The following is a 20,740-nucleotide window of genomic DNA, read 5'->3' as shown; positions in this document are numbered from 1 at the left end:
CGCAGAAATCTGCGGCATCGGTTTTCATCACACGATCATCAGAAATCGGCTTTCAGCACCACGCGGTAATTGGCTTTACCGGCGCGCACGTGTTCCAGCGCTTTATTGATGTCTGACATCGGGAAGAACTCAACCTGCGGCGCAATATCAGCACGCGAAGCCAGCTTCAGTAACGAACGCAGCTGACCTGGCGATCCGGTCGAAGAGCCGGTTACCGCTTTGTCACCCATAATCAGGTCAAACGCACCGACCTGGAACGGTTTCATCACGGCACCGACGGTATGGAATTTGCCTTTAGGCGCCAGCGCCGCGAAATACGGTTTCCAGTCCAGATCGACCGCTACGGTGCTGAGGATCAGATCGAAACGACCCGCCTGCTGTTTCAGCGCTTCAGCGTCACGGCTGTTAACCACTTCATCGGCGCCCATATCCAGAATCGATTGCTTCTTATCTGGCGTTGAGCTGAAGGCCACCACTTCCGCACCCATTGCATGCAGAATTTTAATAGCGATGTGGCCGAGGCCTCCGATACCGATCACGCCAACCCGGCTGGTGGCGGTGATGTTGCTCATCAGCAGCGGTTTGAAGACGGTGATGCCGCCACACAGCAGCGGACCGGCGGTAGTAACATCCAGTTTCTCCGGCAGCGGGATTACCCATTGCCAGTCGGCACGCAGTTTCTCAGCAAAACCCCCCTTGTTCATGATGGTCGGGATGCTGCCCTGCTGGCAGTTAACCTGCTCACCATTAATACAGGCGTCACAGTGCTGACAGCTTTTCGCGGTCCAGCCAATGCCTACCCGCTGACCAATCGACAGGCCTTTGTTTTTAGCCGCGTCGCCCAGCGCAGAAACCCGTCCAATGACTTCATGTCCGGCAATAACGGGAAACTGTGAAATGCCCCACTCGTTGTCGATCATCGACAGGTCAGAGTGGCAGACGCCACAATACTCAACCTCTACTTCAACCTCTTCTGCTGCAAGTTCAGCAACATCATATTCATAAAGTTCAAGCGCCTGACCAGCCTGCATGGCTGCATAACTTTTAATTTTCATTGGTACCTCTGCGTGGTTAATCATCGTCAAGTGTAACAACTGCAGGCGCGGCTTGCCTGGCCGATGCGCCTGCACCGCACTTTGTTGTCTTTTATGCTGAAAAATCAGCCGTTAACCTGCCCGCCAGACAGAATCTGTAACACTTTTAGCTGCGCCACCGCCTCCTGCATCGCATCCATACCCTGGGTTAATTCACGCAGACTGCCAAGGTGTTTAGCGATATCGGCACGCTCATGGCGGGTCTGCTGATTCATGGTCGCCAGAGTGTCAGCGGCACTGATGCTGCGTGCGGCCATCTGTGTCGCAGTCTGCGCGCTGTCACTGGCCACCAGTCGGATGCGAGCGATGGTGCTTACCGCCTCGCTGATGTTACTGGCGGTAGCCTCAGCCTGCTCTTTGGAAGAGTGGGCCAGTCGCCGCACTTCGCCGGCCACCACCGCAAAACCCCGGCCTGCTTCACCGGCACGGGCGGCCTCCACTGCCGCGTTCAGTGCCAGAATATTGGTCTGGAAAGCGATGTTACTGATGCCGTGGGTGATCTCGTTAATCCCGTGCGAGATTTTCTCCAAATCGTCCAGCCCGTCATCCAGCCGACCCTGCGCCTGCTGGCTCTGGGTGGCGATGTCGCTGATGGCACGAATACTGTTTTCTGCCAGGCTCAGGGTTTCGCCCTGACTTTGGGTGGCGCTCTCTAATACCGGCAGCGCCTCCATCAGCGGCGTCAGTGCCTGCTGATAGCCGATCACCCGATTCAGCACGCCCGTCTGCACGCTGTTCAGCGCTTCCCAGCGACGTAATGCCCGCTGCGCATAGTGTGCCGCGTAGCCGGCGTACTCCACCGGAAACTGACTCATCGCTTTCACATCATGATTAAAGAACACCAGCGCTGATAGCGTCTGGTTAATCGGCACGCCAAGGATCTCGCCAAAGCTGGAGAAGCCCGCCGCCGGAATGCCTTTGAAAAAGTGGGCGTTGTGTAACTGACCGGCATTTCCGACGCGACGCAGGATACAGTCGTTCATCAGTATTGCCGCCGGTTTGCCGTGCTGACGGGCAAACGCCTGCCACTCCTGCTGCGTCGCCTGTTTGAAGTCCTTTTCCTGCATCAGGAACAGCCGGTCGCCAAATTCCAGATCGCAGAAAAACTGCACGTTATCAGCCTCAATTTTGGCCACCGAACGAATAAAGTATTCTTCTCCGACTTTGACGCCAAAGGTCAGCCCCTGCAGCCGTTCAGTCAGCCGGGTCGGTTCGCAATTCAGGTGGGTGCAGAGCGCGGAGACCAGCGATTGCTGCTGGCCCTGACGGTTAAATACCGTACTGACGGTGCGCGCGATCGGATCGGCCTCGGCGATCAGCCAGCTGCTGTCCAGCGGGGTAAAGTTCTGGCTTTTGAACGGGGCAAACGATTTTCCCGCCGCCATCTGGCAAAAAATAATCACCGCTTTGCCCTGGAGTATCTGGCCGCCAATCCCAATCCAGGTGCCGTCAAAGCTGATTTTACCGCCGGCCGATCCGCCGATCGCCAGGCAGGGGAAACGTCCGCTGTTATACCAGGCCTGCATCAGGAAACCTTCCGAGGCAGAAAGACCGTCGCAGTAGATCATCGCGAAAGTCCGATCGGCAGAGAGCGGCATCCGCAGCTGCAACCGCTCCAGCTCCTGCTGTATCGCGGTGATCCGCTGGCTGGCGCTGTGGGTATCCTGCACGTGCAGGTCAATAACGTGCGTTTCATGCCGCGCAATCAGGCTGTCCGGTAACCAGAGCCAGCTCCCTTCCTGACCGGCCCCGTCGCAATAGGTGCTCTGCCGGCCGCTGCTGCTCAGCGCGCCATGAGAGGAGAGCGTCAGCACCGTCAGGTCAGCGGAGGTAAAGCGCTGCCAGGCCTGACTGACCCGTTGAAAATCCGCCTCGGGCGGCACAAAGGTCATCAGCAGGCCGCCGGCGCGCTGGCTTAACCCGGCGGCACTGAGTGACGCTGGCAGCGCACGACAATCAAAAGTGCCATGCGCAGGCTGGCTGCTACGCCCAAAGCGGGCAGCAGGCAGGCGTTGTATCATCGCCTTAATAATCGACATATTATTGTTTTCGCTTTAATTAGAATGATTTTGCGCTAAAAAAGCGCTTTCTGGTGTGTCAAAAAGGAGGGCTAAAAGCAGGTCCGTACGCGTTCAGAACTCACGCCTGAGGGCCGGAATCATCATTGATCGGCACGCTCAGCGCCTGTTCGTTATCGCCAATAGCGGGAAAAGCTTTAACGATTACTGTAACTGGTGAAAACGATGAAAACAGCGCACTTAAGCAGCATAAAATAAGCCGGGAAGCGATCCCGGCAACGTTACTGATTACTCATCGCGGCTCTGCTGCCAGTGCTGCTCACAGCGCTCGCGGGCTTCAGCCGGTAAGTCACGCAGGTCCGGCAGACTATCGCCGGCGCCATATCCCATTGAGCCGGTCACCTCTTCCTGCTCATCCTGGGCAGCAAAGCTCAGCTTATCGTCCAGCGGCTGCCATTCGCCGTCCTGCTGACGATAAATCACCGCATAAGTCGGCGTCTGCGCATCATCACCATAGATCTCATATTTTTGCTTTTGTGGGTCAGAACCAAACTCAAGCGTATCGATTAAGGTTGCATCAGTCATCGCGTTCTCCTTTTTCGTTGAGCCTTTAAGGGTAGCCTGGCGAACACAGGCTCGCTGCCGTTTCCGGTCGGTCACCTGCGGATAATCAGCCTGATACCAACATTTTCTCAGGGGGGGGTATTTGCATAAACGAAGCGGTCATCTATGCTTCGTGGTGTGACTAGCTAGTCCTTTTTATCTAATGGAACATTGATAGGAGGTCTCTCTATGACACAACAGAAATACCGAGGTGGTGCTGGCAATTTTGCCAACGATCCGGGCCGTGCGAGCGAAGCTGGCAGTGCAGGAGGCAAGGTCAGTGGGGGCAATTTCAAAAACGATCATGAAAAAGCCAGGGAAGCCGGTCGGAAAGGCGGCAGGATCAGTCGGCGTCCTGCAAGTAATTCTGAATAAGGCGCCTTAGGACGTTTTACGCCATGGAATGGCATCTCACCTTTAAGCAGCAAACTGCCTGCTGCCACACTCCTTCCCCATTTTTGTGAAAATCCCCATGACAGCCGTTGAAGCTGCCGCTGCGGGCAGAAATCAGCACGTCTGCAGGCAAGCCGGCAGACGTGCCAGGGGTTATTTCGCTGCGCAATGTCGGGTGAGGTAGTGTTTCACCAGCACGAAGAACAGCGGTACAAAGAACAGCGCCAGTACCGTACCCGCCAGCGTCCCGCCAATAATGCCGGTGCCAATCGCGATACGGCTGTTGGCGCCCGCGCCAGTCGCCACCGCCAGCGGGATCACCCCGGCGATAAACGCCAGTGAGGTCATCATGATCGGCCGTAAACGGGTACGCGCCGCCTGCAGTGCCGCTGCGCTCAGCGAACTGCCCTGACGCACCGCGTCCTCTGCGAACTCAATAATCAGGATGGCGTTTTTCGAGGTCAGGCCAACGGTGGTAAGCAGCGCGACCTGGAAATAGATGTCGTTGCTCAATCCGCGTAACGCCACCGCTATCACCGTGCCCAGCACGCCGAGCGGCACCGCCAGCAGCACCGAAAACGGCACCGACCAGCTTTCGTACAGCGCTGCCAGACAGAGAAACACCACCAGAATGGAGATCGCATACAGCGTGGTGGACTGCCCACCCGCCTGCTTCTCCTGCAGTGAAAGTCCGCTCCATGCGCCGGTCGTCCCAGCCGGAAGCTGATCGGCCAGCCGTTCAATGGTGTTCATCGCATCGCCGGAGCTGTAACCTTCCGCGTTCTGTCCCTGGATTTCGTAAGCAGCGGAACCGTTGTAGCGGTTAAGGCTTTCCGGTCCCATCGTCCAGCGGGTTGAGGCGAAGGCAGAGAACGGCGTCATGCTGCCTTCACTGTTGCGAATGAACCATTTATCCAGATCGGACGGTGCCGACCGGTACTGACCATCACCCTGCACATAGACCCGTTTTACGCGGCCGCGATCGATAAAGTCATTGATATAGGCTCCGCCCCAGGCGCTGGTCAGGGTATCGGTAACGTCATCCAGCTGCAGCCCGAGCGCAACCGCCTTATTGGTATCAATGTCGACCTGCAACTGCGGCGTCTGCGGCAGGATGTTGGCCCGCACCCCGATCAGTTCCGGGCTCTGCGCCGCGCGTTGCAACAGCCGATCGCGCAGTTTGCCCAGCTCATCGCGGGTGGTGCCACCACTGGCCAGCAGTTCATAGGTAAAACCATTATTCTGCCCGAGGCCCGGCACCGACGGCGGCGTCAGGGCAAATATCTGGGCATCACGAATAGCGGAGAGCGCATAGGTCGCCCGTCCGGCAATCGCCTCGGCCGAGTTTTCCTTACCGGGCCGCTGATCCCAGTTTTTCAGCTTGATAAACGCCATGCCGGCATTCTGGGCTGCACCACTGAAGTTAAAGCCGTTGATAGTAAACACCACATCGATGTTCTCTTTCTCTTCAGTAAGAAACCAGTCGATGATCTGCTTATTGACCGCTTCCGTCCGGCTGGCAGTGGCGCCCGCTGGCAGCGTCGCCTGCAGCATAATGCTGCCCTGATCCTCGGTTGGCAGAAAGCTGCCCGGCAAGCGGGTAAACATCACAAACAGCACCACGCCCATCGCGGCATACAGTGACACCATAATCAGCGGACGACGCAGGGTGCTGACCACCTTGTGACGATACTGGCGCTCGGTGGCGGCGTAGAAGCGATTAAATCCGCCAAAGAATCCTTTGCGATGCGGCGTGCCGGGGCGGAGTAACATGCCGCACAGCGCCGGGGTCAGGGTCAGCGCCACCAGCACTGAGAACGTCATCGCCGCGATGATGGTGACCGAGAATTGCCGGTAGATCACCCCGGTCGAGCCGGCGAAAAAGGCCATCGGCAGAAACACCGCCGACAACACCAGCGCAATGGCGATCAGCGCACCGGAAATCTCTTTCATCGATTTTTCCGTGGCCTCGCGGGCCGGCAAGCCTTCGTCATGCATGATGCGTTCGACGTTTTCGACCACCACAATCGCGTCATCCACCAGCAGCCCGATCGCCAGCACCATGGCAAACAGAGTCAGGGTATTGATGGTATAACCGCAAAGCGCCAGTACGCCAAAGGTCCCAAGCAGCACCACCGGCACCGCCAGCGCCGGGATCAACGTGGCGCGCAGATTTTGCAGGAACAGGTACATCACCACCACCACCAGCGCTATCGCTTCGATCAGGGTGATCACCACATCTTCCACCGAAATTTTGATAAAGTCGGTGCTGTCCAGCGCGTACGCCACCTCGTAGCCTTGCGGCATTGAGTGTCGATACTCTGCCACTTTGTTCTTCACCAGAATGGCGGTATCCAGCGCGTTGGCGCCCGGGGCGAGCATCACCCCGATACCGGCCGCCGGATGACCATTAAGCCGGGTGGTCATGTCATAAGATTCACCGCCCAGCTCGACCCGCGCCACATCCCCGACCCGCACAATGGCACCGCGGGTATCGCTTTTGACGATGATGTTGCGAAACTGTTCAGGCGTTTGCAGTCGCGACTGCGCCCTGACCGTGGCGGTGAGCTGCTGATTATCTGGCGAGGGCAGCCCGCCAATTTTACCGGCGGAGACCTGAATGTTCTGCGAGCGAATCGCTGCCGTTACGTCGGAAGGCTGCAGTGCGTAGGCGTTGAGCTTAAACGGGTCGAGCCAGATACGCATCGCGTATTGCCCGCCGAACACCTGGATATCCCCTACGCCTTCGATCCTGGCCAGCGGCTCCTGCATGTTACTCACCAGCCAGTCACCGATGTCGGTGCTGTTGCTCTTGCCGGTAGTGTCATACAGCCCCATCACCAGCAAAAAGTTGGACTGCGACTTGGTGACGGTGACCCCGAGCTGCTGTACCTCACTCGGCAGGCGGGTCAGCGCCTGCTGCACCTTATTCTGCACCTGCACCTGGGCCGTGTCGGGATCGGTTCCCTGACTGAAGGTCACCGTGACCGTCACATTGCCCTGCGAACTGCTGCTGGAGGTGAAGTAGAGCAGATGGTCCAGCCCGGTCAGCTGCTGCTCAATCACCTGGGTGACGCTGTTTTCCAGCGTCTCAGCGGACGCGCCGGTATAGGTGGCACTGATATTCACCGACGGCGGTGCCACATCAGGATATTGCTCAACCGGCAGTAGGGTGATGGAGAGCGCGCCAAGCAGCATGATTAAAATGGCAACGACCCATGCGAAGACGGGGCGATAAATAAAAAAACGAGAAAACATCAGCGGGGTCTCTTCCTTTTAGGGCGGGCGCAAAGCCTGCATTCCTGCAGGTTGTGTAACAACGTTGCAGCGCTGATTATAGTTTGTAACCTTCCCGCTAAACATCCCGACGGTATCATTTGTTAATCCCGCGCAGATCCGGTGACGGCTACAGCCTGACGCAATCCTGACAGAACCGCTTAAGTCTGAATACCTGAGCAACGCGTTAAGCAAAATAGCGAGGCCTGGCTATGCTGAAAATAAAGGAAATTAAACAGGAGAGAATGATGAAATTTTTCTACTTCGTTTCGCTTATTGCTTCAGCGCTCTATTTATTAGCGTTCCTGCCTAAACTCCGAACCAAACGCGAACCTATTGCCTACTGGGGATGTTGGGCTTACCTCGGGGCGAATGCCATATTCTGGGCGATTTATGGCGTCCGGCATTACATCTGACGCAACGAGCGAAGCAAAGCGGCAAACAGGCGAATCAGGTATCCTATCTGATTGATCAGGCTGGAAAAGGAATCCGGCTTTTTTCAATTTCCAGCGGCTGACCGTTTCAGGTTTTTTCCGGTCTGCCGCTCCAGGCTATTCGGCTAACCTGTCTCGCTAAAATTTCCTCGCTACACTATCCCGCCTGATTGCCGGTCCGGTTGAGGGAGGCTGCCTGCGAACGTGGCGGAACAGCGGCAGGCGAGCCATTAATCGCGGCCTTAATCTGCCGGTCATAATGACTCTCTAATACTCTGAAGGTCTCCTGCGCTTTAATCTGGTAAAGCGCGTCGGAGGGATGAATGCAATCCGGTGACATCAGCGTCTGCCAGTTTTTAATTTGCTGAATGCGCTGATACTGCGCGACCAGCGGCACATTCTCGTCCCGCGTCAGGCTGTCGATCTGCGCAACATAGGGCGCAACGTTCCATTTTTCCGCCCGGCCGCATAACGGATGAGGCTCCTGAACAATCACCGCTTTACCATACTGCTGCGCCACACGAATCAGTTCAGTCATGATCGCCCGATATTGCAGCGGGCTGACGATGTAGTCAGGCTCTATGTCTTTGAAGTGATAGTGGCGGGCGTCATTGGTGGCGAAGTTGAGCAGGATAAGATCTGCCGGCGAGGCGGCCATCTCTTCACGCCAGGTTTTGTTATTGCGGTAAAAATTGCGACCCTGCAGCAGATCCTTCGACTGCGCCGACAGCGCGCCTTTATTGATGATCTCTACCTCAGCGCCATATCTGGCCTTCAGCATCTGGTTTAACTGTGCAATTTCATTATTGGGTGTGAGGGTCGCCCGCAATTTACCGTCTTTTCTGACTGCCATCGCGCCTTTGGTGCTGGAACCGCCATAGGCTTCAATAATAAATTTATCATCCTGCTGACTGGCAAGCGCAACGCCCGAAGATAAACAGAACGCGATAAAAACAAGCAGATGACAAAACAGGTTTTTCATTGGGCATAACTCTGGCAAGGCGAAGAGGAAAAGCTTATCAGCCAGAATTGATTTGCTGCAAAATTATTTTGCCGTGCCGCCGCGCTGTCAGGCCGCTGAAACCGGTACTACGCGGAAAAAATCGCCAATAAGCGAAGCCCGTGGCGATGATTGATAATCTCTTTCTCGATCCGGCAGCGAAAAAAAAGCCGCGTCGGCGGCGAATAAACATCAATAAAATGCTTACGCGCCGCTCAATTTTTAATCTTCTGTTAAGCGAAGCTTCACCCGGCTTGCAGTTTATCAGGTGACTGATTGCCCGTCCCACAAGGTCTCCGCCAGAAAGGGCGATGACAATCAGCAGCAGCACACTTTTTTCTGATAAAAAAGTGGCGCTAAAAAATGGCCAGGCCGGTTTACCATAATTTATCGATTACCTGAAAGGACATGCTGGCGGAATTCTGAAAAGCGTGGCGCAATATGTTAATTAAACTTCAGAGTGATATTCTGCCGCTGTTACGTCACTTCGCACACTACAACTTCGTCATTTATTAAGGTAATAAAAATGACCACACCCGCTTTTTTATCGAGCCGAAACATCGGTCTCGATTTTCTGCGCGCCATCCTTATCCTTGAAGGTGTTTTATATCATGCCGCCCGTAGCCTGCCAGGCGGTAATAGCTGGTATTACGTTGCTGATAAAAATCCGTCGCTGATTTTTAGTTCACTGATTGAATTCATCCATACCTTCCGGATGGAGGCTTTTTTCTTTCTCTCCGGCATGTTCTCCGCCATGGTTTTTTTACGCAAAGGTCAGGCTTTTTTCTTTGAGAATCGCCGCAAACGCGTGCTGGTTCCGCTGATTGCCGCCTTTGCCTTTATCCCCGGCATCATGTACTGGCTGAGCACGACGATAAAAGGGGTCGATACCTCAACCAGTGGGTTACTGGCGGCCTACACCCAGCTGCACCACCTGTGGTTCCTGGTCTCGCTGTCGGCTATCTCCTTTTTTGTGCCTGCCCGCCTTTACCAGACGCTGGCGACATTTGCCCGCCGCCTGCCCTTTACCCTGTGGCTGGCAGCCCTGATAATCGCTGCTAACAGTCTGTTTGTGGTGAAATTCGCGGTTAAAGACCTGGGTGAGCTGATTACCTTAATTCCGGTGACGGCGCGTTTCTGCGTTTATTATGCAGCTGGCTATGCACTTTATCTTAATCGTGATGCGATTCCGCAATTAGCGAAACATCCACTGCTGAATACGGCTGTTGTGACGCTGCTGGCGATAATCTGTTATATCGCTTTCTTCCTGACGATGAAATTTAACCTGCAGGGCGTAGCGAAATACATTCCGGTTCTGCTTAGCAGCGTCTTCTCGGTGATCTTTTCCTATTGGGTAATCTTCTTTTTTGAGAAGCTGCGCATGAAAGAGAGCCGCATCGTGAACACGGTAGTCGATTCCGCGCTGGTGGTTTACATCCTTCACTACCCTATCGCGATTGGCTTTGCCTGGCTGCTGGATGATTACCTGCCGGACAATTATCCCGTCAGCTATGTTCTGATAGTAACGGCTATTGCTTCAGGACTAAGCGCCCTCTGCTATATGGTCATTAAGCGTAATAGTTTCCTGTCGACACTTTTTGGCCTGAAAGCGAAGCCGGCAAAAGCGCTGGCGTCGGTCAGCTAACAGACTGCTGTTGCTGCGTGCCGATATAGCGCAGCGATAATACCGTTAATATGCAGTACGTCCTCGCTCCGTTTATTCCTCTGCTGGCGCAATCCTGCGCCAGCATTATGCCTGCCAATAAAAAACAGCTGCCAGTGACGTCGCTTTCCGGAAACATTTTGAGAAAAATTTTCAGTAAATAATGCGTTGAATCCACCCTGATAAGGTTATTTGTGTACCAGACTTACAAAAATAACAACACAGAACCTGTGGAGCATTATGAAAGAGCAAAATCGCACAACCGGGATCGCCCCTTACGGCGGCGCAGCAGGCGGCTGGGGCGCACTGAAAGCGGTTGCCGATGCCATACGCGGTCAGATGTCAGTCAAGCAGGATGTGATCGCCCTGTTCAAAGTTAACCAGCCGCAGGGCTTTGATTGTCCGGGATGCGCCTGGCCCGATCCTCAGCATGCCTCTTCGTTTGAATTTTGTGAAAATGGTGCGAAAGCGGTGTCGTGGGAAGCGACCAGCAAGCGTACCACGCCGGAATTCTTTGCCGCGCATACGGTCACAGAATTGTGGCAGCGCAGCGCCTTGCACCTTGAAGGCGAAGGGCGACTCACCCACCCGATGAAGTACGATGCGGCCAGCGACACCTATCAGCCAATCGAATGGGAGACCGCGTTTAAAGAGATCGGCGAACATCTTCGCGGTTATGACCACCCTGACAGCGTGGAGTTTTACACCTCGGGTCGCGCCTCCAACGAAGCGGCTTTCCTGTGGCAGCTGTTTGCCCGCGAATATGGCACCAATAATTTTCCTGACTGTTCCAACATGTGCCACGAACCGACCAGTGTCGGATTACCGGAATCGATTGGCGTCGGCAAAGGTACGGTTGAACTGGAGGATTTTGACCATTGCGATCTGGTGTTATGCATTGGTCATAACCCTGGCACCAACCATCCCCGCATGCTCGGCACCTTACGTGAAGTCTCTAAACGCGGCGCGACCATCGTAGCGATCAACCCGCTGCGGGAGCGTGGGCTTGAGCGCTTTACCTCGCCCCAGAGCCCGATTGAAATGCTCTCCCTCAGCTCGACCGAACTGGCATCGACCTATTACAAAGTGCGGGTCGGCGGCGATGCAGCGATGCTGAAAGGCGTGATGAAGATCCTGCTGTCAATGCATCAGGAGGCGCTGAGCAACGGCGAGCCCGGCGTGATTGATGAAGCCTTTATTAATGAACACACCGAAGGATTCGAGGCGCTGAAGGCCGATCTGGAGAGCACCGACTGGCAGCACATCCTGAAGGTGTCGGGCATGGCGCGTGAAGAGATCCAGCACATCGCCCGGCTCTATGCCAGCGCTGAGCGCACCATCATCTGTTATGGCATGGGCATTACCCAGCATCAGTATGGCACCCAGAATGTGCAGCAGATTGCCAACCTGCTGCTGTTACGCGGCAACATCGGTAAACCCGGTGCCGGCATCTGTCCGCTGCGGGGTCACTCCAATGTGCAGGGCGACCGCACCGTGGGTATCACCGAAATACCGCCACAGTCGCTGCTCGACAGTCTGGAACGCGTTTTTGGCTTCCGCCCGCCGCAGAAACACGGCCACGGCGCTATTCAGGCGATACAGGCGATGCGTGACGGTAAAGCTAAAGCGCTGCTTTGTCTGGGCGGTAACCTGGCGGAGGCCATTTCCGATCCTCAGGTGACCTTCCCGGCGATGCGTAAGCTGGATCTGGTGGTGCATATGGCCACCAAACTCAACCGCTCACACCTGCTGCTGGGCAAACATAACTACCTGCTGCCGGTTCTTGGCCGCACCGAAACCGATGTGCAGGCTAGCGGCGCGCAAAGCGTGACGGTAGAAGATTCCATGTCGATGGTGCACGCCTCGCGTGGCTCGCTGGAACCGGCTTCACCGCACCTGAAATCTGAACCGGCGCTGGTGGCCGCGCTGGCTCAGGCCACGCTGCCAGACAGCGTGGTGGACTGGAGTGCTATGGCGGCCGATTACAACCGCATCCGTGATGCGATTGAAGCCGTGTTCCCGGCATTTGAAAACTTCAATCAGCGGGTGAAAAAACCGGGCGGCTTCCGGCTCTATAATGCCGCGTCGGAACGGGTGTGGAATACGCCCTCCGGCCGGGCGCAATTTAAGGTGATGCAGGGGATTAATGAAGATCCGCGATCGCTGAAGTGCCATGATTTGGTGCTGACCACGCTGCGCAGCCACGACCAGTACAACACCACGTTATACGGCCTCAACGACCGCTATCGTGGCGTGACCGGCCGCCGTGACGTGCTGTTTATCAATGCCGAAGAGGCGGAGAAACGTCAGCTGCGCGTCGGCGATCGGGTCGATTTAATGGCGCTCGATCCGGACGGTAATCCGACCTCACGTCAGATGAAAAACCTGACGATTGTGATCATCGACATGGCTCCCGGTTCGGTCGGCGCTTACTATCCTGAGGCTAACGTGATGGTGCCGCTCGACAGCCATGATACGCACAGCGGTATTCCTGCCTATAAAAGTATCCCGGTGACGATGACCAGGGTGACCGACGAGACAACGACTACGTCGGGCGTACTGCGCTAAATCTTCGATGACGTCGCGTAGTCACCACAGAGGTTGCCTGAGAGCCAGGCAACCTTTTTTATGCGCGCTGCTTCGCCGTGAGCCTGCCGGTTGAAAACACCGTCGTTAAAACAATAGCCAGCAGGCTAAGATATAAATTTTATTTACCTTATACGTAACTTTTTATTTCGTCAGCAATGCTGACCACTTCTTCAACCGCCGTTAAACACACGCCGACTTTTTAGCCATTGCGTGCTTTTCTTAAGCCCATTTACCGGCTGAAATTATACCTTCGCTCAACCTGCATCATTCTTCCAGACCTCCAGCAACGTATCATCAGGGCTTATCTGTTTATTGCCACCGCTATAACGTTACAAGTTTGTTAAACGCCAGCTTTCTTCTCTGTTTATAACGGATAGGCAGCACTCATAACCCTCTCTACTTATTTTACAGCTGAAGGAAGATTGCCAATGACAACGTTAAGCAGACGACGCTTTATGGCCTTTGCCGCCGGTGGCACGGTGGCGCTGGCCGCGGGTCAGGTTCATGCCCATGATAATCAGGTCAGGACCTATCCGGCCGGTGCCAAACCCGGCGGGCGCGATCCCGGCCCACATGACCCGATGCGCGAAGCAGAAAATCCCGACCTGGTTGATCCGCCCGCAACCGACAGCGGTACCTTGCCTAATCTGCGTTACAGTTTCAGCGATGCGCACGTGCGCAAAGGCAGCGGCGGCTGGACGCGACAGGTGACACAACGCGAGCTGGGCATCTCCACCACCATTGCCGGGGTCGACATGCGCCTCAACACCGGCGGGATCCGCGAGCTGCACTGGCACAAACAAGCGGAATGGGCCTACATGACCTACGGAACGGCGCGGGTGACCGCCTTTGATACTCACGGCGGCTGGTTTGTTGATGATATTGGCGTCGGCGATTTGTGGTACTTCCCGCCCGGCGTACCGCACTCCATTCAGGGACTGGGACCGGATGGCTGTGAATTTCTGCTGGCCTTTGACGACGGTGGTTTTGATGAGGACAGCACCTTTCTGCTCTCTGACTGGTTTAAGCACATTCCGCCCGAGATCCTCGCCAAAAACTTTCAGGTCCCGGTTTCTGTCTTCTCTCAGCTGCCGTCGCCGTCAGATGAATATATTTTCGCCGCTACGCCGCCTGACCGCGCCGCCTCCGACAGCGTTCAGGGCGGCACCCGATCCTCGCTGCGTTTTACCCACCGGATGCTGGCTCAGGATCCGTTAAAGGCGCCTGGCGGAACGGTGCGGATTACGGACACCTCAAACTTTCCGATAGCCAGACAGGTGGCTGCGGCACTGGTCGAAATTGAACCCGGCGGACTGCGCGAACTGCACTGGCATCCGAATAATGACGAATGGCAATACTATCTGGAAGGCGAAGGCCGGATGGGCGTTTTCGCCTCGTCGGGTCAGGCCCGCACCTTTGATTATCGCGCCGGTGACGTCGGCTACGTGCCGTTCGCCATGGGTCATTACATCGAAAATACCGGCAAGGGTCCGTTACGCTTTCTCGAACTGTTTAAGAGCGACTATTACGCCGATATTTCGCTCAACCAGTGGCTGGCCAGCACGCCGCCGGAGCTGGTTAAGCAGCATCTGCATCTGGACGATACCTTTATGGCGGCGCTGTCGCAGAGTAAACGCCCGGTCGTCGGGTAACCGCAGTGGCCGGATTGCCGGCCACTTTCACCGCGTCTGCACGGCCGTTGGCTGTTGTATCCCGCACCCGCGTCTCTTTTCACTGGTTTCATCCCTCCCGCCGCTGCCTGCGGTTATCACGGTATAAAGCATTTGTCGCCAGGTCAACACCGCGGCAGCGTCGTCTACACTACATGCCTGACTACACGCCTGCACATCCCGTGAAAGTTCGCGGTTTATCACGCACGCTCTGGTTTTATTTCTTGCGCTGACCTTCAGCGCTCAAAGGGAAGATTGCTATGTTTCACCTGATTTTCAGCTTACCCAGCTGGTACGTTATTGCGCGCGTCATTGTTCCCTTATCCCTGCCGCTGGTGGTCAAAATTCTGTTATCCCTGCTGGTGCTGCTGGCCTCACAGTATCTGCTGGTCAGCCGCTTTACCTCGGGCGGCATTTTCTCGGCTGAGATGCCGCGGATGATTATCATTCTGTTTAACTGGGCTTTCAGCACCGTGCTGTTTCTGGCGCTGACCCAGATGCTGATTGACGCGGTGACGCTGGTGGCCCTGCTGCTGCGCCATCCGCTGGAACTGGTGCCCGGCGTGCGCTATCTGGCGGTGCTGTTCGCCATGGGACTGGCCACCGTCGGCGTTCACCAGGCCATACGGGTGCCGCCAGTTAAAGACCTGACGCTGGTGATCCCTGATCTGCCGGCGGAATTCGACGGCTATCAGCTGTTACAGCTGACAGATTTACATATCACCCGCCTGTTTAATGCGGCGTGGAGTGCAGCCACGGTGGCGAAAGCGATGACGCTGGGGGTTGACCTTATCGTGGTGACCGGGGATGTGATTGATGGCAGTCTTGAACACCGGCGCGACGACGTCGCCCCGCTGCGTGGCCTGCAGGCGCCTGATGGGGTATGGGCAATCACCGGTAATCATGAGTACTTCTTTCATCAGGCGATCTGGACTGAACATCTGGCTTCACTGGGGCTTCAGCCGCTGCTCAACAGCCATACGGTGATCCAGCGCGGCGCGGCGAAGCTGGTGGTGGCCGGTTTGCCCGACGCATCCGCCCCGGCCAGACAGGCGCAGGGACCCGATCTGGCCAAAGCGCTGGCGCATGCGCCAGCCAATGCGCCGGTGATCCTGCTGGATCACCAGCCACGTAATGCCCGCCTTAACGCCGCGATGGGCGTGGCCCTGCAGCTGTCGGGTCATACCCACGGCGGCCTGATCGCCGGGCTGGACCGGTTGTTTGCTAAACCCAACGGCGGCTTTGTTTCCGGGCTCTATCAGGTGGACGGAATGCAGCTCTATGTCAATAACGGTACCGCGCTCTGGCCGGGCATGGCAGTCCGATTGGGCCGCCCGTCAGAGCTGACCCGCATCACGCTCAGACGGCAACCCTGATTCACCCGGTCGGGCCTGCTGCGGGACACAGCCGCAGCAGGCCCGGCAAGAGTGATTAGCCGCCCTTCACCACCCGCACACGGTGGCAGTCTTCCGGCCCCAGCGGCTCTCCACTGGCGGATCTCACCGCCAGCGGCTGCAACGGCTGTTGGTCACGGTTATCCCTCAGTACCGAATGGGTCTCGCCTGGGGTGAACATATTCTGCTCACCCCACTGACGCATCGCCACGATAATCGGGAACAGCGCGCGTCCGCGTGCTGTCAGCACGTATTCGCTGTAGGCGCTGCCGTCAGAAGCGGGACGCAGATCAAACACGCCCAGCTCCACCAGCAATTTCAGACGTGCGGCCAGGATATTTTTCGCCAGCCCGAGGTTTTTCTGAAACTCGCTGAAGCGGCGGACGTTGTCGAACGCCTCGCGAACGATCAGCAAACACCAGCGCTCACCCACGGCTTCCAGAGTGCGGGCTACCGGGCATTCACTGTTTAACAATGCGGTTTGCTTCGCCATCTTCTCTCCTGCTCTGTTCTGCTTTCGCCTGAGTATATCTTAGTGTCGTAATCTGGTTGCTAAAAAAAACCAAAGCCGTTAATAATGGCCAAGCTGGTTTTAATTTGAAACCAATATAACAGGAGGTATAGATGGTTCAGCCCGACAGCAATAGCCGGTTGCTGGCAACAGACAGTAAACGTCTGGCCTTATCAGCCAGCAGCACACCGGTGCCGCTGAACCTGGTGCTGCTGCTCTGCGCAACCTGCGCGCTGGCGGTTGGCAACGTCTACTTTGCCCAACCGCTGCTGACCGCCATGGCGCAAACCTTCGCCGTCTCCGCCGGAGCAACAGGCATGGTGGTGACCGCCACGCAGGTCGGCTACGGGCTGGGGCTGCTGTTTGTGGTCCCGCTGGGCGACCTATTTAATGGCAGGCTGTTGATTGTCTGTCAGCTGCTGATGCTTGCGCTGGCCGTGTTACTGGTCAGCCTGGCTCCGGACTTTTATGCCTTGCTGATCGCCATGAGTCTGGTCGGCCTGATGGCAGTGGTGGTTCAGGTGGTGGTGGCTTACGCCGCCTCACTCGCCTCTGCGGCGCAACGCGGTCAGGTGGTGGGGAGGGTTACCGGCGGGGTGGTGCTGGGGATTCTGGTTGCCCGCCTGACCGCCGGCGTAATCGCCGATCTCGCCGGCTGGCGGGCGGTTTATCTCTGCTCTGCCACGCTGCTGGTACTGCTGGCCGCGGTCCTCTGGCGAACCGCGCCCGGCCAGGTTTTGCCGGTACAAAGGCCGGCCTGGAGAGCGCTGATGTGCGCCTTTTTCCGGTTATTCGTTGATGAACCGCTATTACGGGTGCGCGGCATCCTCGCCATGTTGATTTTTGCGGCTTTCAGCGTGTTCTGGACCGCCATGGTGCTGCCGTTAAGCCAGCTTAATTTTAGCCATAGCGAAACCGGGCTGTTTGGTCTCGCCGGTATCGCCGGCGCACTGGCCGCCATCCGGGCCGGACGCTGGGCGGATCAGGGTCATGGGCAACGTACCACCGGCATCGCTCTGCTGGTGCTGACGCTGTCATGGCTGCCGCTAGCCGGGCTGCATCACACAATGTGGCTGTTTATCGCCGGCGTGATCCTGCTCGATTTTGCGGTGCAGGCGGTCCACGTCAGCAGTCAGAGCCTGCTTCTTCATGGCCGGTCCGACGCAAATCATCGACTGATCGCTGCCTATATGTGTTTCTACTCTGTCGGTAGCGCCCTCGGGGCCCTCGCCGCCACCCGGGTCTATGCCGGCTGGCAGTGGCCGGGAGTCTGTCTGCTCGGCAGCGCCATCAGCCTGGCGGCACTGCTGTTCTGGTGGGCCACTTCAGGTCCCACCTCCACTGACGCTCACTCTGCTGCAGGATCGATAAAATGAAACCCACCATTTGCTGCTGGCGCTACTGATCACCGCTATCTGGGGAATTAATTTTTCAGTGATTAAGCTGGGGCTGAAAGAGGTTGACCCGTTTGTCCTTGCCGGCATCCGCTTTCTGCTGTGCGCCCTGCCCGCGCTGTTTTTTATCGCTAAGCCCGCGGTGAAATGGCGCTGGCTGATCGGCTATGGGCTGGTATTCGGCGTCGGCTTATGGGGCATGGTCAATCTCGGCATCCGGCTCGGGTTGTCTGCCGGTGTCGCGTCGCTGGTGCTGCAGTTCAGCGCGCTGTTTACCCTGTTACTCGGCAGCTGGGCGTTTCGCGAACCGCTGTCGCGCTTTCAGTCGGCGGGGATCGTCATTGCGCTCACCGGTTTGTCGTGCATTATTTTTCTGACCGATGGCTCCGTTTCAGCGCTCGGGCTGGGTTGCGTCTTGTTCGGGGCTATCGCCTGGAGCGTGGCCAATATCCTGTATAAAAAAGCGAACAGTCATCAGGTATTCGCTTTTTTAATCTGGTCGAGCCTGTTCGCGCCGATCCCATTATTCATTCTGTCTTATGCTGTTAATGGGCTGAGTGGCTTTCACGGTTTACTGACTCACGCCCATGGGACAACGCTGCTGTCGATTCTTTTCCAGGTCTATCCCAACACCCTGTTCGGCTATTGGGTATGGAATGTCTTACTAAAACGCTATCCGGTTTCGACCGTCGCGCCGCTTTCGTTGCTGGTGCCGGTGTTTGGTTTACTGGGATCGTTCTGGATTTTCGACGAGCAGCTCTCCGCGCTGAAACTGGCTGCGCTGCTGATCGTTGTCAGCGGACTGACCATCGGCCTGTATGGCGCACGACTGATGCAGGCGTGGCGCGGCAGGCTGGCATCATAATTCACCCCATTCCCTGCCGGGAGAGAAGGAGGACAGTATGATCAAGTTATGTACCGCCTGTGGCACCGCGTATCAGCCCCCTTACAGCCTGTCAGATCGCTGTAAAATCTGCGATGACCCGCGTCAGTATGTGCCTGCAGGCGGCCAGAGCTGGATCGATTTCGAGCAGCTGACCGCCCGCCACGCCAACAAATGGACGGCACACGGCGATGCGCTGCTAAGCATCAAAACCGTGCCGAAATTTGCTATCGATCAACGGGCCTTTCTGCTGCGCACGCCGCACGGTAACGTATTGTGGGACTGCATTGCCAATCTTGATCAGGCAACCCTGACGCTGGTGAACGCGCTGGGTGGGCTGCAGGCCATCGCTATTTCCCATCCGCATTACTACACCACGATGCAGGAGTGGGCCGCCGCGTTTAACGCACCGATTTATCTGCACGCCCGCGATCGCGAATGGATTGTGCGAGACAGTCCGCATCTTAAACTGTGGCAGGGTGACGCATTCTCGCTGCTGCCTTCACTGACGCTGTTGCGGCTGGGCGGCCATTTTCCCGGCGGCTGTGTGCTGCACTGGGCTGAAGGTGACGGCGTGATCCTGGCGGGCGACATTTTGCAGGTCACGCCCGGCGCGCATGGTGTTTCATTTATGTGGAGTTACCCGAATATGCTGCCGCTCCCGGCTGCCGCGGTGCAGCGTATAATGCAACGGCTGTCGGGCGTGACGTTCGGCCAGGTTTACGGCGCATTCGAAGGTCAGGATATTCGCCAGCAGGCGAAAGAGAAGGTGATGCGATCGGGGCAAATCTATCTGCACTGTCTGCAGGACCGCGACGAGTAACCGCAGAACCGGGATAAACAGCGGCCCGCAGGCCGCCGTCCGGGAATGATAATCAGGCAGTCTGGAACCGCGCGACCCTATTCCGCAGCTTTCCGGCACGATCGGCCAGCTCATCCGCCGAGGAAGCGGACTGTTCAACCCGAACCGCATTTTACTGGGTGACCTGATCCATCTGGTTAGCCGCAATGTTGATTTGCGCAATGCCACTGCTCTGCTGAAGATGCAGAGATATCACGCATCAGCTGAGAGGTCTGTTCAATGGCGCTGACGCTTTGTTTTACCTTGTCGACGGCATTTTGCGCCATGGAGATCCCTTCCTGCGCGTGACCCACTGACTGCTCAATCAGCTCTTTGATCTCTTTCGCCGCGCTGGCCAATCGCTGCGCCAGTGCCCGGACTTCCGATGCCACCACCGCAAATCCTTTACCCTGCTCCCCGGCGCGGGCGGCTTTGGCTGCCTACCTGAAAGCTACCAGCGCCGACAGGGTTTCGGCCTGCTCTTCAGTGCGGGAAGAGAGATCGTCGATGCTGACAGCAATCCGGGTCGAACCGGTGCTCGGTGGCCGGCTGTTTAGCGTTATCCATCAAGCTTTGATAACCATATAACGCAATACCGAGCTGATTGGAGCACTGATCGATTTGTTTAAATCACCAATGCTGGGAATCGCGTTCACCTGCACATATTTAAAACGAGACTGGAAGCCCGATATCACTGTGCAATCACGGACATTGCAAGCAGTGGAAATACCAATAACAGTCGCCGTGTAATGGTTATAGGTGCTCTGAGTAATAGATTAAAAAAAGAACAAAGTGATTAGCTGAATCGATCTTATCGGCGCTGTTTAACCTGTCTTTAATTAATTACCGCTACTGTATTTTTTATTCTGAGTTGCACACTGCGTATTCTGAACTAAGGGCCAGTCTTGATGACGTCGCTATTAAGACCGGATGAGAAACATTATTTTTCATCGCGGTTTATTGATTTTTTGCTTAAC

15 protein-coding genes and 1 pseudogene are annotated in these 20,740 nt (G+C 56.3%); 8 read left to right on the top strand and 8 right to left on the bottom strand.

The window, feature by feature from the left end; translation table 11 throughout:
* Positions 1–38: 38 nt before the first annotated feature.
* The 3 genes from ahr to AC6I8D_RS23330 all read right to left on the bottom strand — a co-directional run bounded on the left by ahr (position 39) and on the right by AC6I8D_RS23330 (position 3,697).
* Positions 39–1,055: an NADPH-dependent aldehyde reductase Ahr gene (ahr, locus tag AC6I8D_RS23340; RefSeq protein ID WP_031378088.1), complete on the bottom strand. Its 1,017-nt coding sequence runs from the start codon at positions 1,053–1,055 to the stop codon at positions 39–41.
* Between the two features lie 104 nt (positions 1,056–1,159).
* Positions 1,160–3,133, bottom strand: a complete 1,974-nt coding sequence (locus AC6I8D_RS23335) for a methyl-accepting chemotaxis protein (RefSeq protein ID WP_312056563.1) — start codon at positions 3,131–3,133, stop codon at positions 1,160–1,162.
* Positions 3,134–3,400: 267 nt separating this feature from the next.
* Entirely contained in the window at positions 3,401–3,697 is a 297-nt protein-coding gene (locus tag AC6I8D_RS23330; protein ID WP_312759976.1) for a hypothetical protein, read from the bottom strand.
* A 207-nt stretch (positions 3,698–3,904) separates the two neighbouring features.
* On the opposite strand from AC6I8D_RS23330, the gene AC6I8D_RS23325 reads away from it, so the two are divergent.
* Positions 3,905–4,090, top strand: a complete 186-nt coding sequence (locus AC6I8D_RS23325; protein WP_072051034.1) for a con-10 family general stress protein — start codon at positions 3,905–3,907, stop codon at positions 4,088–4,090.
* A gap of 171 nt (positions 4,091–4,261) precedes the next feature.
* Here the strand turns inward: AC6I8D_RS23325 and AC6I8D_RS23320 are convergent, their stop codons facing one another.
* From AC6I8D_RS23320 to AC6I8D_RS23310, 3 genes are all read right to left on the bottom strand, one after another.
* Positions 4,262–7,366 carry an efflux RND transporter permease subunit gene (locus AC6I8D_RS23320; RefSeq protein WP_497821078.1) on the bottom strand — a complete coding sequence of 1,035 codons (3,105 nt, stop codon included), beginning with the start codon at positions 7,364–7,366 and terminating at the stop codon, positions 4,262–4,264.
* 609 nt (positions 7,367–7,975) lie between these two features.
* Positions 7,976–8,800 carry an SGNH/GDSL hydrolase family protein gene (locus AC6I8D_RS23315; protein ID WP_497821077.1) on the bottom strand — a complete coding sequence of 275 codons (825 nt, stop codon included), beginning with the start codon at positions 8,798–8,800 and terminating at the stop codon, positions 7,976–7,978.
* Positions 8,801–8,837: 37 nt separating this feature from the next.
* Positions 8,838–9,149: a hypothetical protein gene (locus AC6I8D_RS23310; protein ID WP_497821076.1), complete on the bottom strand. Its 312-nt coding sequence runs from the start codon at positions 9,147–9,149 to the stop codon at positions 8,838–8,840.
* Positions 9,150–9,344: 195 nt separating this feature from the next.
* Here AC6I8D_RS23310 and AC6I8D_RS23305 point away from each other — a divergent pair, with 195 nt between their 5' ends.
* From AC6I8D_RS23305 to AC6I8D_RS23290, 4 genes are all read left to right on the top strand, one after another.
* Positions 9,345–10,463 (top strand): acyltransferase family protein, encoded by a 1,119-nt coding sequence (locus AC6I8D_RS23305; protein ID WP_497821075.1) that lies wholly within the window; start codon positions 9,345–9,347, stop codon positions 10,461–10,463.
* Positions 10,464–10,721: 258 nt separating this feature from the next.
* Positions 10,722–13,049 carry an FdhF/YdeP family oxidoreductase gene (locus tag AC6I8D_RS23300; RefSeq protein ID WP_497821074.1) on the top strand — a complete coding sequence of 776 codons (2,328 nt, stop codon included), beginning with the start codon at positions 10,722–10,724 and terminating at the stop codon, positions 13,047–13,049.
* A gap of 449 nt (positions 13,050–13,498) precedes the next feature.
* Positions 13,499–14,722 carry a cupin domain-containing protein gene (locus AC6I8D_RS23295; RefSeq protein ID WP_312056577.1) on the top strand — a complete coding sequence of 408 codons (1,224 nt, stop codon included), beginning with the start codon at positions 13,499–13,501 and terminating at the stop codon, positions 14,720–14,722.
* 278 nt (positions 14,723–15,000) lie between these two features.
* Positions 15,001–16,116 (top strand): metallophosphoesterase, encoded by a 1,116-nt coding sequence (locus AC6I8D_RS23290; RefSeq protein ID WP_312056579.1) that lies wholly within the window; start codon positions 15,001–15,003, stop codon positions 16,114–16,116.
* Between the two features lie 55 nt (positions 16,117–16,171).
* Here the strand turns inward: AC6I8D_RS23290 and AC6I8D_RS23285 are convergent, their stop codons facing one another.
* Entirely contained in the window at positions 16,172–16,627 is a 456-nt protein-coding gene (locus tag AC6I8D_RS23285) for a winged helix-turn-helix transcriptional regulator (RefSeq protein WP_497821073.1), read from the bottom strand.
* A gap of 131 nt (positions 16,628–16,758) precedes the next feature.
* Here AC6I8D_RS23285 and AC6I8D_RS23280 point away from each other — a divergent pair, with 131 nt between their 5' ends.
* From AC6I8D_RS23280 to AC6I8D_RS23270, 3 genes are read left to right on the top strand one after another with little or no spacing between them, the layout of a single operon-like run.
* Complete coding sequence (locus AC6I8D_RS23280; protein ID WP_497821072.1) at positions 16,759–18,021, top strand: MFS transporter; 1,263 nt, start codon at positions 16,759–16,761, stop codon at positions 18,019–18,021.
* Positions 18,022–18,031: 10 nt separating this feature from the next.
* Positions 18,032–18,904, top strand: a complete 873-nt coding sequence (locus AC6I8D_RS23275) for an EamA family transporter (RefSeq protein WP_497821071.1) — start codon at positions 18,032–18,034, stop codon at positions 18,902–18,904.
* Positions 18,905–18,941: 37 nt separating this feature from the next.
* Positions 18,942–19,745 (top strand): MBL fold metallo-hydrolase, encoded by an 804-nt coding sequence (locus AC6I8D_RS23270; RefSeq protein WP_497821070.1) that lies wholly within the window; start codon positions 18,942–18,944, stop codon positions 19,743–19,745.
* Between the two features lie 52 nt (positions 19,746–19,797).
* Here AC6I8D_RS23270 and AC6I8D_RS23265 read toward each other — a convergent pair.
* A pseudogene (locus AC6I8D_RS23265) lies at positions 19,798–20,203 on the bottom strand (methyl-accepting chemotaxis protein); the annotation flags it as partial.
* Between the last annotated feature and the right edge of the window lie 537 nt (positions 20,204–20,740).

Source organism: Pantoea sp. X-Soil-MYKO-1785, assembly GCF_059730675.1.
The sequence above is the reverse complement of the archived record's forward strand: the minus strand, read 5'-3'. Positions and strand labels throughout refer to the sequence as shown.

Bases quoted from the DNA above. Each gene is read 5' to 3' on its own strand.
- ahr (WP_031378088.1), bottom strand. From the start codon at position 1,055: ATGAAAATTAAAAGTTATGCAGCCATGCAGGCTGGTCAGGCGCTTGAA.
- AC6I8D_RS23335 (WP_312056563.1), bottom strand. From the start codon at position 3,133: ATGTCGATTATTAAGGCGATGATACAACGCCTGCCTGCTGCCCGCTTT.
- AC6I8D_RS23330 (WP_312759976.1), bottom strand. From the start codon at position 3,697: ATGACTGATGCAACCTTAATCGATACGCTTGAGTTTGGTTCTGACCCA.
- AC6I8D_RS23325 (WP_072051034.1), top strand. From the start codon at position 3,905: ATGACACAACAGAAATACCGAGGTGGTGCTGGCAATTTTGCCAACGAT.
- AC6I8D_RS23320 (WP_497821078.1), bottom strand. From the start codon at position 7,366: ATGTTTTCTCGTTTTTTTATTTATCGCCCCGTCTTCGCATGGGTCGTT.
- AC6I8D_RS23315 (WP_497821077.1), bottom strand. From the start codon at position 8,800: ATGAAAAACCTGTTTTGTCATCTGCTTGTTTTTATCGCGTTCTGTTTA.
- AC6I8D_RS23305 (WP_497821075.1), top strand. From the start codon at position 9,345: ATGACCACACCCGCTTTTTTATCGAGCCGAAACATCGGTCTCGATTTT.
- AC6I8D_RS23300 (WP_497821074.1), top strand. From the start codon at position 10,722: ATGAAAGAGCAAAATCGCACAACCGGGATCGCCCCTTACGGCGGCGCA.
- AC6I8D_RS23295 (WP_312056577.1), top strand. From the start codon at position 13,499: ATGACAACGTTAAGCAGACGACGCTTTATGGCCTTTGCCGCCGGTGGC.
- AC6I8D_RS23290 (WP_312056579.1), top strand. From the start codon at position 15,001: ATGTTTCACCTGATTTTCAGCTTACCCAGCTGGTACGTTATTGCGCGC.
- AC6I8D_RS23285 (WP_497821073.1), bottom strand. From the start codon at position 16,627: ATGGCGAAGCAAACCGCATTGTTAAACAGTGAATGCCCGGTAGCCCGC.
- AC6I8D_RS23280 (WP_497821072.1), top strand. From the start codon at position 16,759: ATGGTTCAGCCCGACAGCAATAGCCGGTTGCTGGCAACAGACAGTAAA.
- AC6I8D_RS23270 (WP_497821070.1), top strand. From the start codon at position 18,942: ATGATCAAGTTATGTACCGCCTGTGGCACCGCGTATCAGCCCCCTTAC.